Annotated in this window: 11 protein-coding genes; 2 read left to right on the top strand and 9 right to left on the bottom strand. The window is 62.3% G+C overall.

What is annotated here, in order from left to right; all coding sequences use genetic code 11:
- Positions 1-9 precede the first annotated feature (9 nt).
- The 9 genes from PSV38_RS09355 to gyrA all read right to left on the bottom strand — a co-directional run bounded on the left by PSV38_RS09355 (position 10) and on the right by gyrA (position 11,335).
- Positions 10-372 carry a lipopolysaccharide assembly LapA domain-containing protein gene (locus tag PSV38_RS09355; RefSeq protein WP_300546821.1) on the bottom strand — a complete coding sequence of 121 codons (363 nt, stop codon included), beginning with the start codon at positions 370-372 and terminating at the stop codon, positions 10-12.
- 9 nt (positions 373-381) lie between these two features.
- Entirely contained in the window at positions 382-726 is a 345-nt protein-coding gene (locus PSV38_RS09360) for an integration host factor subunit beta (RefSeq protein ID WP_300546823.1), read from the bottom strand.
- Positions 727-877: 151 nt separating this feature from the next.
- Positions 878-2,593, bottom strand: coding sequence for a 30S ribosomal protein S1 (rpsA, locus tag PSV38_RS09365; protein ID WP_300546825.1), 1,716 nt, complete (start codon positions 2,591-2,593; stop codon positions 878-880).
- 164 nt (positions 2,594-2,757) lie between these two features.
- Entirely contained in the window at positions 2,758-4,818 is a 2,061-nt protein-coding gene (locus tag PSV38_RS09370) for a bifunctional 3-phosphoshikimate 1-carboxyvinyltransferase/cytidylate kinase (RefSeq protein WP_300546827.1), read from the bottom strand.
- A gap of 27 nt (positions 4,819-4,845) precedes the next feature.
- Positions 4,846-5,742 carry a prephenate dehydrogenase/arogenate dehydrogenase family protein gene (locus PSV38_RS09375; protein WP_300546939.1) on the bottom strand — a complete coding sequence of 299 codons (897 nt, stop codon included), beginning with the start codon at positions 5,740-5,742 and terminating at the stop codon, positions 4,846-4,848.
- Positions 5,743-5,752: 10 nt separating this feature from the next.
- Entirely contained in the window at positions 5,753-6,871 is a 1,119-nt protein-coding gene (gene pheA, locus PSV38_RS09380) for a prephenate dehydratase (protein ID WP_300546829.1), read from the bottom strand.
- Positions 6,864-7,973, bottom strand: a complete 1,110-nt coding sequence (serC, locus tag PSV38_RS09385) for a 3-phosphoserine/phosphohydroxythreonine transaminase (protein WP_300546831.1) — start codon at positions 7,971-7,973, stop codon at positions 6,864-6,866. The genes pheA and serC overlap by 8 nt, the downstream gene beginning before the upstream one ends.
- A 36-nt stretch (positions 7,974-8,009) precedes the next feature.
- Positions 8,010-8,639 (bottom strand): hypothetical protein, encoded by a 630-nt coding sequence (locus tag PSV38_RS09390; RefSeq protein WP_300546832.1) that lies wholly within the window; start codon positions 8,637-8,639, stop codon positions 8,010-8,012.
- A gap of 38 nt (positions 8,640-8,677) precedes the next feature.
- Entirely contained in the window at positions 8,678-11,335 is a 2,658-nt protein-coding gene (gene gyrA / locus PSV38_RS09395; RefSeq protein WP_300546834.1) for a DNA gyrase subunit A, read from the bottom strand.
- A gap of 274 nt (positions 11,336-11,609) precedes the next feature.
- Between gyrA and ompA the strand changes: the two genes are divergently transcribed.
- Both ompA and PSV38_RS09405 read left to right on the top strand, forming a co-directional pair.
- Complete coding sequence (gene ompA, locus PSV38_RS09400) at positions 11,610-12,248, top strand: outer membrane protein OmpA (RefSeq protein ID WP_300546836.1); 639 nt, start codon at positions 11,610-11,612, stop codon at positions 12,246-12,248.
- Positions 12,249-12,426: 178 nt separating this feature from the next.
- Positions 12,427-13,278, top strand: coding sequence for a hypothetical protein (locus PSV38_RS09405; RefSeq protein ID WP_300546837.1), 852 nt, complete (start codon positions 12,427-12,429; stop codon positions 13,276-13,278).
- Positions 13,279-13,291 lie beyond the last annotated feature (13 nt).

The following is a 13,291-nucleotide window of genomic DNA, read 5'->3' on the forward strand; positions in this document are numbered from 1 at the left end:
TTTGGGTGATCACTTGCCGGGCTTGCGCGGCGCGGGCATGTCCGGGGGGTGCGGCAACTCGGCGGGCATGGTGGAGTGGCCGCCAGAGCGGCTATTGGCGTGTGTGGCAACCGGGGCCTGAACCACGGTTTTCTCTGGCAGCAAGTGCAGGCGTTGGCGTGCATCGCGGCGATGCCGCCACCAACTGGGCACCATGGCCAGCACGCCGACGGCACAGCCCAGGCCAAACACCGCCAGGACAATGAACACCATCGGGGCCTGCGAGCGGTAGCCCCAGAACCATTGCAACTCAACGAGGTGCATGTTGTTCAGGGCGAAGGCAAACAGGACGAAGAACACCAGGCCACGCAACAACCAGGTCAATAAACGCATGGGTTGGCCTCAGGCTTTCCGGATGAGGGCCTCGGCCTCGGTGGCCGGGGTGATGTCTGCCGTGGAGGGCCCGCCTCGGGCGTCGACTGCTTCTCGCAGCGCCTTGCCGGGCTTGAAGTGCGGCACCAGCTTTTCGGGGATCAGCACTTGCTCGCCCGAGCGCGGATTGCGGCCCATGCGGGGAGGGCGGCGATTGATGGAAAAACTGCCAAAACCCCGGATCTCGATACGGTGACCATGGGCCAGCGCTTCGGACATCGCGTCAAGGATGGTCTTGACGGCGAACTCGGCGTCGCGCTGAGTCAACTGGCCAAAGCGCTCGGCCAAGCGGGCCACTAGATCGGAACGGGTCATGAGGGTGTCACGTCAAAAGATCGGGGGCTGTGATGAAAACACGCGGGTCGGGAAAGACAGCAGGGTGTGCTCATCACAACCCCCACCGGGGCCGCTTTGAGAAAAGACTCAAAGCGACTCGGTGGGGATGGATGGTCTCAGAAAAACGGGATCAGCCGTTGTTCTGGTCCAACTTGGCCTTGAGCAAAGCGCCCAGGCTGGTGGTGCCGGAGCCTTCCTTGGCATCGGCGACGTTCAGACGTTGCAGAGCTTCTTGCTGCTCGGCGCTGTCCTTGGCCTTGATCGACAACTGCAGCGAACGGGTCTTGCGGTCGACGTTGATGATGACGGCGGAGACTTCGTCGCCTTCCTTCAGCACGTTGCGGGCATCTTCCACACGCTCGCGGGCGATTTCGGAAGCACGCAGGTAACCGGTGACGCCTTCGGTCAGTTCGATCTCGGCGCCCTTGGCGTCGACGGTCTTGACCTTGCCGGACACGGTCATGCCACGGTCATTGACCGAGGTGTAGTTCGTGAACGGATCGGAATCCATCTGCTTGATGCCCAGGGAAATGCGCTCGCGCTCGACGTCGATGGCCAACACGATGGCTTCGACTTCCTGGCCCTTCTTGTAGTTGCGCACGGCGGCTTCGCCGGGCTCGTCCCAAGACAGGTCGGACAGGTGAACCAGGCCATCGATGCCAGCGGCCAAGCCAACGAACACGCCGAAGTCGGTGATCGACTTGACGGGGCCCTTGACCTTGTCGCCGCGCTTGAAGTTGACAGCGAAGTCGTCCCATGGGTTCGGCTTGCACTGCTTCATGCCCAGGGAGATGCGACGCTTGTCTTCGTCGATTTCCAGGACCATGACTTCCACTTCGTCGCCCATGTTGACGATCTTGTTGGGCGCCACGTTCTTGTTGGTCCAGTCCATTTCGGAGACGTGCACCAGGCCTTCGATGCCGGGTTCGATCTCAACGAACGCGCCGTAGTCAGCGATGTTCGTGACCTTGCCGAACAGGCGGGTCGAGGCGGGGTAACGACGCGAAACGCCAACCCAAGGATCGTCGCCCATTTGCTTCAGGCCCAGCGAGACGCGGTTCTTTTCGGCGTCGAACTTCAAGACCTTGGCGGTCAGTTCTTGACCAACCGTCACCACTTCGGATGGGTGACGGACACGGCGCCAGGCCATGTCGGTGATGTGCAGCAGGCCGTCGATGCCGCCCAGGTCCACGAAGGCACCGTATTCGGTGATGTTCTTGACCACGCCATTGATGATGGCGCCTTCGCGCAGCGTTTCCATCAGCTTGGCGCGTTCTTCGCCCATCGAAGCTTCAACCACAGCACGGCGTGACAGCACGACGTTGTTGCGCTTGCGGTCCAGCTTGATGACCTTGAATTCCATGGTCTTGCCTTCGTAAGGACTCATGTCCTTGACGGGGCGGGTGTCCAGCAGCGAGCCGGGCAGGAAGGCGCGGATGCCATTGACCAGAACGGTCAGGCCGCCCTTGACCTTGCCATTGACGGTGCCGATGACGAAGTCGCCGGAGTCCAGCGCGGTTTCCAGGGACATCCACGAAGCCAGGCGCTTGGCCTTGTCGCGCGACAAGATGGTGTCACCGTAGCCGTTTTCGACAGCATCGACGGCCACGGAGACGAAGTCGCCCACTTGGACTTCGAGCTCGCCTTGGTCGTTCTTGAATTCTTCGATTGGCACGTAGGCTTCGGACTTGAGGCCAGCGTTGACCACGACGAAGCTGTGTTCGATGCGCACCACTTCAGCAGTGATGACTTCGCCCGTGCGCATGTTGGAGCTCTTCAGAGACTCCTCGAACATGGCGGCGAAAGAATCTGCGCCCGAATAGGCGGCGGTTTGTGCTTGAGACATTGAGGATTTCCTGTGCCGGCTTGGGGCCAGCGGTGCGGCTTCATCGACAGGAACGACGAAGCACGGTTGGGTTGAGAACATGACACCCGGGCTTGCTCTGTACAAAGGCAAACCCTGGCGAAAACCAAACCTTCACCGGGCGGCGAAGGCTGAGTGTCACAGCCTTAAATAGGCTTCACTTCATTGACAACATTGGCTTTGATGTGAGGCCACCCGTCGACCCACCATCCCAACACTGTTTCGGCCGATTGGTCGCTGGTCAGTGCGGAGTTGTCGAGTTTTCGGGCATCTGGTGCAGGAACGAGGGGCGACACGGCGCGGGTGCGATCCCGCAGGTCGCGCGACTCCAGGTCCGCGCATATCTCGTCAAGGTTAGCAGAAAACCCCTTTGAAATCAATTGCTTATGCCGGCGCTCGGCCCGTTCTATGACGCTGGCCGTCAAAAACACCTTGAGCGCGGCATCGGGAAAGATCACGGTGCCCATGTCGCGGCCATCGGCCACCAAGCCGGGCAGGGCCCTGAAACTGTGCTGCAAATCGACCAAAGCCTGGCGCACGCCCGGGATGGCGGAAATGCGCGAGGCCATTTGCCCAGAGGCTTCCTGGCGCAAGTCTTCACTCACTTCTTTGCCATTCAGCCACACATTGTGCTGTTCGAAATGCAGGGGAATGTGGGTGCCGATCTGGCGCGCAATCTTGGTCACGGCCTCTTGGTCATCAGGGTCAATGCCTTTTTCAACCACCATCAGCCCAGTGACGCGGTAGAGCGAGCCGGAATCCAGGAACTGATAGCCCAGGCGGCTGGCCAAGTTGCTGGCCAACGTGCCCTTGCCCGAGGCGGAGGGGCCATCGACCGTGATGACGGGGATGAGGGCGGGGTGGGTGTCGGCGACCTGGAACAGCGCTTCGAAATAATCCGGGAAGGTTTTGCCCACACAGCGGGGGTCTTCGATCCGCACGGAAATGGGCCGACCAGGCGTGGCGGTAGGGGCCAGCGGGTTGAGCGCCGCCAGCGAAAAGCACATCGCCATGCGGTGGTCGTCGTAGGTGTGGATGCTGGCGTGCTGCCAGGCGGTGGGCGGCGTCACCTCGATGAAGTCTTCCCCTTCGACCACGGTGGCGCCCAGTTTGCGCAATTCGATCGCCATCGCCGAGATGCGGTCGGTTTCCTTCACGCGCCAGCTGGCGATGTTGCGCAGGCGGGTCGTGCCGTGGGCGTACAGGGCCATCACGGCCAGGGTCATGGCCGCGTCGGGGATGTGGTTGCAGTCCAGGTCGATGGCTTTGAGCGGCCAGGCGCCCCGGCCCACTTCCAGCCAGTTGGGGCCGCTGGTGATCTGGGCGCCCATGGCCTGCGCGGCCTCGACGAAGCGGATGTCACCCTGGATGGAGTCTGCGCCCACGCCTTCGATGCGCAGCGGTTCGTCGGTCGCCGCCAGCGCGCCCGCCGCGATGAAGTAGGACGCCGACGAGGCGTCGGCTTCGACGTGGATCTCGCCAGGCGACTGGTAGCGGCTGCCCTGCGGGATGATGAAACGCTCCCAACCTTGCCGCTGCACCTGGATGCCAAAGCGCGCCAAGAGGTTCAGCGTGATCTCGATGTAAGGCTTGGAGATGAGATCGCCCTCGACCTCAATGGTCAGGTCTTGCTGCTGCGACACCAGCGGCAAGGCCAGCAGCAAGGCGGTCAAAAATTGGCTGGACACATCGCCGCGCACGCGGATGGCTTGACCCAGGTTCAAGCGCCCACCGGCCACGCGCAGGGGTGGGTAGCCTTCTTGGCCCAGGCACTCGATGTGGCAGCCCAAGGGCCGAAGCGCGTTGACCAGGTCACCGATCGGGCGCTCGTGCATGCGCGGCACGCCGCTGAGGGTGTAGGTGCCGCCGTGGCCGGCAGACAGCAGGGCGAGGACTGCGGTCAGAGGGCGGATGGCCGTGCCGGCATTGCCCATGAACAGGTCGGCGTTGAGCACCGACAGGCGCCCTGCCAGACCTTTGATGCGCACCGTGTCGCCGGATTGCTCCAGTTCGCAGCCCAGCAGGCGCAATGCGTCCAGCATGACGCGGGTGTCATCTGAGGCCAGCAAATCGTGGACGACCGTGGTGCCTTCGCTCAGGCCCGCCAGCAACAGCACACGGTTGGAGATGCTTTTGGAGCCCGGAAGGCGCACGGCGCCACTGATGCCCAGCAGGGGAGGAAGGTCAAGAAATTCGGTGGTGTACATGGAGGGGGAAAGTCAGCCAGCGCTCATTCAACGCTGCGTCTGCGGGCCACTTCGGCCGGGTGAGCTTTGCAGGGTCCACTGGCTGCGGGCGTCGGAGGCCGACTGGATCTGACCCTCCAGCGCAGAGCCGTTCCAGTTGCGCATCTCGTGCTCCATGGCGTCCAGAGCAGCGCGGAAAGCCATGGACTGGCGGAGCACTTCCTCGCGGTTGGACAGCAGGATGTCGCGCCAGATGGTGGGGTCGCTGGCGGCGATGCGGGTGAAGTCCCGAAAGCCCGGGCCCGCCAAAGACAGGAACTCGCGGCCCGAGGGTTGCTCGGCCATGGCATTCAGGTAGGCAAAGGCCAGCAGGTGAGGCAGGTGGCTGACGGCCGCAAAGGCCGCGTCATGGTTCTCCGGGGTCATCTTGAGCACCTGGCAACCCACGGCGGACCACACATCGGTGGCCTTTTGCAGCAAGACGGGGTCGGTCTGGGCCAGCGGTGTCAGGATGACCTTGCGGCCTTGGTAAAGCGAGGCGTCCGAGTGCTCAATGCCCGCGACTTCACGGCCTGCAATGGGGTGCGCGGGCACGAACGAAGGCAGGCGCTCTTTCAGCACGCGGCGGGCCGCATCCACCACGTCGCGTTTGGTGCTGCCCACGTCCATGAACAACACACCCGGATCCACCAGGTGACGGATGGCCTTGAAGGTGCTTTCGCTGGCCGCCACGGGCACGGCGATCAGCACGATGTCGGAGCCGGCCACCGCCAGCAGGGCCGATTCAGCGGCGACGTCGATCACGCCCAGGCGGCGTGCTTTTTCGACGGTGGAGGGCGACTTGCTGTAGCCAACCACACGCTTGACCAGGCCCGCCTTTTTCAAGGCGAGCGCGAACGAACCGCCCATCAGGCCGCATCCGATCAGTCCCAGTTGATTGAACATCGTCATGGTCTCAGTGCACGTCGAGCGGGTAGGTGCCCAGCACCTTGAAGAACGAACATTGCGCGCGCAATTCGCTCATCGCCGCAGCAACGTTGTCTTGGGCCGGGTGGCCAGCCAAGTCCATGTAGAAAACATACTCCCACTGGCCCGAGCGGGCCGGGCGGGATTCGAAACGGGTCATCGACACACCGTGGCGCTTCAAAGGCACCAGCATGTCATGCACGGCGCCCGGGCGGTTGTCCACCGACACGATCAGGCTGGTGCAGTCATGCCCCGTGGGCGCGCTGGCGGGCAGCGACTCGGGCAGGGAAACGATGACGAAGCGGGTGCGGTTTTGAGCCTCGTCCTGCACGCCCGCCTGCAGCACGTGCAGACCATAGCTCGACGCGGCACGCAGGCTGGCCAGCGCGGCGATGCTGGCGTCTTCACCCGCCAGGCGCGCACCTTCGGCATTGCTGGACACCGGGCGGCGCTCGGCACCGGGCAGGTTCTGGCTGAGCCAGCCCTGGCATTGGGCCAGCGCCTGAGGATGGGCGCACACGGTGGTGATGCCCGTGCGCGAGGGCTCTTTGCGCAACAGGTTGTGGCTGACCAGCAAGCTGGTCTCGCCAATGATGGTCACCGGTGATTGCAGCAGCAAGTCAAGCGAGCGGGCCACCACGCCTTCGGTGGAGTTTTCAACCGGCACCACGCCAAAATCGGCCGACCCGGCCACGGTGGCGCGGAATACCTCGTCGATGGACGGGCAGGGCATCGCTTCGATGGACGAGCCAAAGTAGTCCAGCGCGGCCTGTTCACTGAAGGTGCCAATCGGGCCCAGGAAGGCCACTTTCAACTTCGCTTCCAGCGAGCGGCACGCCGACATGATCTCGCGCCAGATGGGCGCGATGCTGTCGGGCTGGATGGGGCCGGGGTTCAGGTTCTTGAGCTTGTCGATGACCTGGGCCTCGCGGTCGGGGCGGAACACCGGCGAGCTGTCGATCTTCTTGACCTCGCCCACAGCCTGGGCGAGTTGCGCGCGCTGATTCAGCAACTGCAGCAACTGCTGATCGACCGCGTCAATGCGTGTGCGCAAGTCACCCAGTTGTTCTTCAACCGGACGTTGATCAGGGCTTGGGTGATCAGCCATGGCGCTGGGCAAACTCTTTCAGGTAGGCGACCAGGGCATCGACACCGGCCAAGGGCAAGGCGTTGTAGATGGACGCTCGCAGGCCGCCGACGCTCTTGTGACCCTTGAGCTGCAGCAAGCCCTGCGTTTTGGCACCGGCCAGGAAGGGCTCGTACAGTGCCTCAGCGGGCAAGAAAAACGGTGCGTTCATGCGCGAGCGCGCATTGACCGCCACGTGCGTGCTGTAAAAGCCTGAGGCATCCAGGTAGCCATACAGGCGATCGGCCTTGGCGATGTTGCGCGCCTCGATGGCGTCCAGGCCTTGCAAGGCACCTTCGTGCTGGCGTTTGATCCACTGGAACACCAGGCCGGCCAAATAAATGGCGTAGGTGGGCGGGGTGTTGTACATCGAATCGTGGTCGGCCACGATCTTGTAGTCAAAGGCCGAGGGCGTGATCGGCAGAGCGTGGCCGAGCAGGTCTTCGCGAACGATGACCAGGGTCAGGCCGGCAGGCCCGATGTTCTTTTGCGCCCCGGCGTAAGCCAGGCCCACGCGCGACCAGTCGATTGGGCGCGAGGCGATGTGCGAAGAGCAGTCGATCACCAGTGGTGCATCGCAGCCCAGGGCTTTCAAATCGGGCAGCTCGTGCAACTCGATGCCGTTGATGGTCTCGTTGCTGCACACGTGCACGTAGGCGGCGTTGCGGCTGAGCTGCCACGAAGCAGGATCGGGCACGGTGGTGTGGCCGTCTGCCTCGTTGCTGGCGATCACGTTCACTTGGCCGTACTTGCGGGCTTCCTTTTGCGACTTGAGTGACCAGGAGCCGGTCACCACATAGTCCATGTGCCCCCCCCGCGATGACAGGTTCATCGGCACGATGGCGTTCTCGGCGATGGCACCGCCCTGCATGAATAGCACTTTGTAGTTGGCGGGGATGGCCAGGATCTCGCGCAGGTCGCTTTCGGCCTGCTGAGCAATGGAGATGAACTCCTTGCCCCGGTGGCTCATCTCCATCACGCTCATGCCCGACCCATGCCAGTCCAGCATCTCGCTCGCGGCCTGTTGCAAGACTTCTTCAGGCAGCGCCGCCGGACCGGCGGAAAAATTGAAAGGTCGGGTCATCTCGGTCAACGCCTGGGCGGCGTCCTTCTCACTTACTTACTTGCTGACGGCGGGCTTGGGCGCAGGCTTGGCGGCCTTGGCCGGCGCGGCTGCGGGGGCTGGCGCCTGACCGCTCAGCTTGCCACCAGAAGCCGTGTCCAGGATGGCGCGCAGGTTGTTTTGCACGGTTTGCAGCTTGGGATCAAGCTGAGGGCGAACATCCAGTACCACCTTTTCCAGGAAGCTGCTGCCGATCAGGTCGGGCAGGGCCGCTTGGTACTTCTTCAGCACGGCCGAGTCGAGGATGGTGATCAGTTGCTTCAACTCGTCTTCGCTGAACTTTTCTTCCAGGGCAGGGGCCACGGAAGAGGCGCTCAGCTTGTTGGCGCTGGCCTTGAACAGGGGCACGGCACCGTCCAGGTACTTCTTGATTTCTGCATCGACCTGCTTGGCCGTGGCCTCGCGCTTTTCAGGTGCCACGGCTTGCGACAAGACTTGCTTGGCACCGCCAACCAGCTGACGTGCCGGCTGTTCGGCCAGGTTTTGTGCGGCGTTGTCGATCAAAGGCTGCTGCGTGACCATCAGCTTTTGAACCAATTCCTTCTTGCTTTGGGCGGATGCCGACAGCGGCACAGCCAGCAGGGAGGTGGTCAGAGCGGTTGCCAGAGCCAGTTTGGTGAATTTCATCGTTGTACCTTTGATTTCGGGGCAGCCAAGCTGCGGGATCATTGGGCAGACCCATCGCCTTCGGGGGCGGCGGTGTCCGGAGTCTCATCTTCACCGCCTTCGGCCGCATCGGCCTGGGCGTCATTCTCGACAATGCGTTGCAAGCCAATCAGCTTGGCGCCTTCGTCCAGCGCGATCAGGGTCACGCCTTGCGTGGCGCGGCCCAGTTCGCGGATCTCCGACACGCGGGTGCGCACCAGAACACCCTTGTCCGTGATCAGCATGATCTCGTCCTCCGGGCGCACCAGGGTGGCCGCGACCACCTTGCCATTGCGCTCGGTTTGCTGGATGGCGATCATGCCCTTCGTGCCCCGGCCATGGCGTGTGTACTCGACGATGCTAGTGCGTTTGCCATAACCGTTCTCGGACGCGGTCAATACGCTTTGCGTTTCGTCCTCGGCCACGAGCATGGCGATCACGCTCTGGCCTTCTTCGAGCATCATGCCGCGCACGCCACGGGCGTTGCGGCCCATTGGGCGCACATCGTCTTCGTCGAAGCGCACGGCCTTGCCGCCATCGCTGAACAACATCACGTCGTGCTTGCCGTCGGTCAGGGCGGCGCCCACCAGGATGTCGCCTTCGTCCAGATCCACCGAGATGATGCCGGCCTTGCGAGGATTGCTGAACTCGGTCAGCGCGGTCTTCTTGACGGTGCCCAGGCGTGTGGACATGAACACGAAGTGATCTTCAGGGAAGCTGCGGAACTCGCCGGTCAGGGGCAGCACCACATTGATCTTCTCTTCAGGCTGCAGCGGGAACATGTTGACGATGGGGCGACCGCGCGAGTTGCGCGAACCGCTCGGCACTTCCCAGACCTTCAACCAATACACGCGGCCACGGTTGCTGAAGCACAGCATGTAGTCGTGCGTGTTGGCGATGAAGAGCTGGTCGATCCAGTCGTCGTCTTTGGTGGCCGTGGCCTGCTTGCCGCGGCCGCCGCGCTTTTGCGCGCGGTACTCGGCCAGCGGCTGGCTCTTGATGTAGCCGGTGTGGCTGAGCGTGACCACCATGTCGGTCGGGGTGATCAGGTCTTCGGTGCCCAACTCTTGTGCGTTGTGCTCAATCACGCTGCGGCGCGCGCCAACCTTGGTTTGACCAAACTCCTGGCGCACCAGGGTGAGCTCTTCCGAGATGATGAAGGTCACGCGTTCGGGCTTGGCCAGGATGTCCAGCAGGTCGGCAATTTGAGCCATGACCTCTTTGTACTCGCCGATGATCTTGTCTTGTTCCAGACCGGTCAGGCGTTGCAGGCGCATCTGCAAGATTTCGCCAGCCTGATCGTCGGACAGGCGGTACAAGCCGTCGGCCTGCATGCCATAAAGCGGCAGCAAACCTTCGGGGCGGAAAGCTTCTCGGCCGCCGGGCGTGTTGCCCTCGGCACGTGACAGCATGTCGCGCACCATCGACGAATCCCAGCTCTTGCTCATCAGCGCGGCCTTGGCCACGGGTGGCGTCGGCGAGGTCTTGATGGTCTCGATGAACTCGTCAATGTTGGCCAGCGCCACGGCCAGGCCTTCCAGCACGTGGCCGCGTTCGCGCGCCTTGCGCAGCTCGAACACCGTGCGGCGCGTGACGACTTCGCGGCGGTGTTCCAGGAAGATCGCGAGCAGGTCCTTCAGGTTGCACAGCTTGGGTTGCCCGTCGATCAGGGCGACCATGTTGATGCCGAAGGTGTCCTGCAACTGCGTCTGCTTGTACAGGTTGTTCAGCACGACCTCGGGCACTTCGCCGCGCTTCAAATCAATCACCACCCGCATGCCGGACTTGTCGGACTCGTCCTGGATGTGGCTGATGCCCTCGATCTTCTTCTCGTTGACCAGCTCGGCGATGCGCTCCAGCAGGCTCTTCTTGTTGACCTGGTAGGGGATCTCGTCAACGATGATCGACTGGCGGTTGCCCTTGTCGATGTCTTCGAAGTGAACCTTGGCGCGCATCACCACGCGGCCACGGCCGGTGCGGTAGCCATCGCGCACGCCGCTCAGGCCATAGATGATGCCGGCGGTCGGGAAGTCGGGCGCCGGGATGATCTCCATCAGCTCGTCGATGGTGGCTTGCGGGTTCTTCAGCAAGTGAAGGCAGGCATCCACGACCTCGTTGAGGTTGTGCGGCGGGATGTTGGTGGCCATGCCCACGGCAATGCCCGACGAGCCGTTGACCAGCAGGTTGGGCACGCGGGTGGGCATCACCAGCGGTTCTTTTTCGGAGCCGTCGTAGTTGGGCCCGAAGTCGACCGTTTCCTTGTCCAGGTCGGCCAGCAACTCGTGCGCGATCTTGGACAGGCGGATTTCGGTGTACCGCATGGCGGCGGCGTTGTCGCCGTCAACCGAGCCGAAGTTGCCCTGGCCATCGACCAGCATGTGGCGCAGCGAAAAATCTTGTGCCATCCGCACGATGGTGTCGTACACCGCCGAGTCGCCGTGCGGGTGGTACTTGCCGATCACGTCGCCCACGATGCGGGCGGACTTTTTATAAGGCCGGTTCCAGTCGTTGTTGAGCTCGTGCATCGCGAACAGAACGCGACGGTGCACGGGTTTCAATCCATCTCGCGCGTCGGGCAGGGCGCGGCCCACGATCACGCTCATGGCGTAGTCGAGGTACGAACGCCGCATCTCCTCTTCGAGGCTGATGGGCAGGGTTTCCTTGGCGAATTGGGTCATGCGAGGCGTCTATCCAGGCGGAAGGTAACTTCGGGATTGTAATTGGCCGCTCTTGTAGTCCCAGCGCAACATCTCGCAACGTGTTTCGCTCTCTTTGAAGGGATGGCTTGAGTGAAATATTGGCTATGGCACAATCGAAACCGTTTTCTCGTTCTAGGGACATCCCTTGTTTTTTGTCAAGCGATTGACCTTCAAGGCCCTGGTAAGAGTTCAATCATTTCTGCCCGAATGGGCTTCCGCGGCGTTGCGCTGCGTCTATTTTTTGAGGATCTGCATGAACAAACTCAATAACGTTGCGGCTCTGTTCGCCTTGGTCGCCATGACGGCCTCGATGGGTGCTTCAGCTCAAAATGTCAACAACTGGGTTTCGTCCGACGGCAAGCCCGTGAAGAACGGCACCAACGAACTGTGCTGGCGTAACAATTTCTGGACACCTGAAACCGGTATCCAGGGTTGTGATGGCGTGCCTCCTCCTCCTGCCGCTCCCGTGGCTGCGGCTGCCCCTGCTGCCGAAGCAGCTCCTGCGCCCGCTGTGGTGCCCGTGCCCGTGCCCCAGACTGAAAAAGTCAGCTTCGCTGCTGATGCCTTCTTCGACTTCGACAAGGCTGTGCTCAAGCCCGAAGGCAAGGCCAAGCTGGACGACCTGGCCGACAAGGTCAAGGGTCTGAACCTGGAAGTCATCATTGCCGTGGGTCACACCGACTCCAAGGGGACTGATGCCTACAACCAGAAGCTGTCGGTTCGCCGCGCTGATGCCGTCAAGGCCTATCTGACGACCAAGGGCTTCGAAGCCAGCCGCGTCTACACCGAAGGCAAGGGCGAAGCCCAACCTGTGGCCGACAACAAGTCCGACGCCGGCCGTGCCAAGAATCGCCGCGTTGAAATCGAAGTCGTGGGCACCCGCACCAAGTAATTGGCTCTGCCTCGACAACTTGTTTGTCATGCTAAAAACCCCGCTCCGGCGGGGTTTTTTCATGGGTGGGCACGGCACAATACACCCCATCAGGGGAGCCCATCAGTGTGATTGCCTCGCGGGGTAAAACACCGCAAACTGCCTGGCACAGGGAGTGTCATTGAATGGAGTGGTTCCAATGGATCACGTTCACGTTGACCCCGTCTCTTCCACCTTGTCCCGGCGTGCCACCGTTGCTTTGATGGTGGCCATGGCCTTGGCGGCCATGGTCGGTTTGGTGGCGTGGGGTCCGGTAGGTTTGGTGCCTCACATGCACCACTTTGTGGATGAAGGCCGGTGGATGGGCGTGCCCAATGGCATCAATGTCCTGAGCCATGTGCCGCTGATCCCGATTGGCTTATGGGGCATCTGGCGTGTCAGCCGTTTGCCCTCAAACGAACCCTTGCGCTGGATCTGGGGCTGGTTCTTCTTGTGCCAGATGCTGGCCACCTTGGGCGGCATGTTCTACCATCTGGCGCCAAGCGATTCGGCCTTCATCTGGGACCAGGTGCCTAAGTCGGCGGCTTGCTCCCTGTTCGCTTTTGCTTTCCTGGCCGAGCGGATTGATCGCCGCTGTGGCGAGTCTGCGGCCATTGCCACCGCCTTGATCGCTTCATTGCTCGGCGGCATCTGGTGGCTTTACAGCCTTCACCACGAAGGCGTGGGCGATTTGCGCCCCTTGATCTGGCTGGAGATGCTGCCAGTGTTGTTGGTGGCCACTGGTGCCTGGACGCTCAGTGGGCATCTGCTTTCAAGGCAGGACTGGATGCGCTCGCAGATCAGCTTTGTCGTGGCGCAAACGGTGGACTGGACCGATGGGGCCGTGTTCGACCTGACGCACCAGGCCATTGGCGGCCATTCCGTGCGACACCTGGCGCTGGCCGCCTGTGTGGGCTGGGTGGCCTATCGCCTGGGGCAAGAAACGGTTCGCCCCAACAAAACGACCGCCTCGAAGGCGGTCGTTGAACCCAGCACGCTGGAAGTGGCGTGAGCCTGGTCAGCCG

Origin of the sequence: Aquabacterium sp. (assembly GCF_029946005.1) — a bacterium.
Classification (GTDB): domain Bacteria; phylum Pseudomonadota; class Gammaproteobacteria; order Burkholderiales; family Burkholderiaceae_C; genus Aquabacterium.

Excerpts from the sequence above, each read along its gene's own strand:
- ompA (WP_300546836.1), top strand. The coding sequence starts at position 11,610 with ATGAACAAACTCAATAACGTTGCGGCTCTGTTCGCCTTGGTCGCCATG.
- rpsA (WP_300546825.1), bottom strand. The coding sequence starts at position 2,593 with ATGTCTCAAGCACAAACCGCCGCCTATTCGGGCGCAGATTCTTTCGCC.
- serC (WP_300546831.1), bottom strand. The coding sequence starts at position 7,973 with ATGACCCGACCTTTCAATTTTTCCGCCGGTCCGGCGGCGCTGCCTGAA.
- gyrA (WP_300546834.1), bottom strand. The coding sequence starts at position 11,335 with ATGACCCAATTCGCCAAGGAAACCCTGCCCATCAGCCTCGAAGAGGAG.
- PSV38_RS09390 (WP_300546832.1), bottom strand. The coding sequence starts at position 8,639 with ATGAAATTCACCAAACTGGCTCTGGCAACCGCTCTGACCACCTCCCTG.
- PSV38_RS09405 (WP_300546837.1), top strand. The coding sequence starts at position 12,427 with ATGGATCACGTTCACGTTGACCCCGTCTCTTCCACCTTGTCCCGGCGT.
- pheA (WP_300546829.1), bottom strand. The coding sequence starts at position 6,871 with ATGGCTGATCACCCAAGCCCTGATCAACGTCCGGTTGAAGAACAACTG.
- PSV38_RS09360 (WP_300546823.1), bottom strand. The coding sequence starts at position 726 with ATGACCCGTTCCGATCTAGTGGCCCGCTTGGCCGAGCGCTTTGGCCAG.
- PSV38_RS09370 (WP_300546827.1), bottom strand. The coding sequence starts at position 4,818 with ATGTACACCACCGAATTTCTTGACCTTCCTCCCCTGCTGGGCATCAGT.
- PSV38_RS09375 (WP_300546939.1), bottom strand. The coding sequence starts at position 5,742 with ATGTTCAATCAACTGGGACTGATCGGATGCGGCCTGATGGGCGGTTCG.
- PSV38_RS09355 (WP_300546821.1), bottom strand. The coding sequence starts at position 372 with ATGCGTTTATTGACCTGGTTGTTGCGTGGCCTGGTGTTCTTCGTCCTG.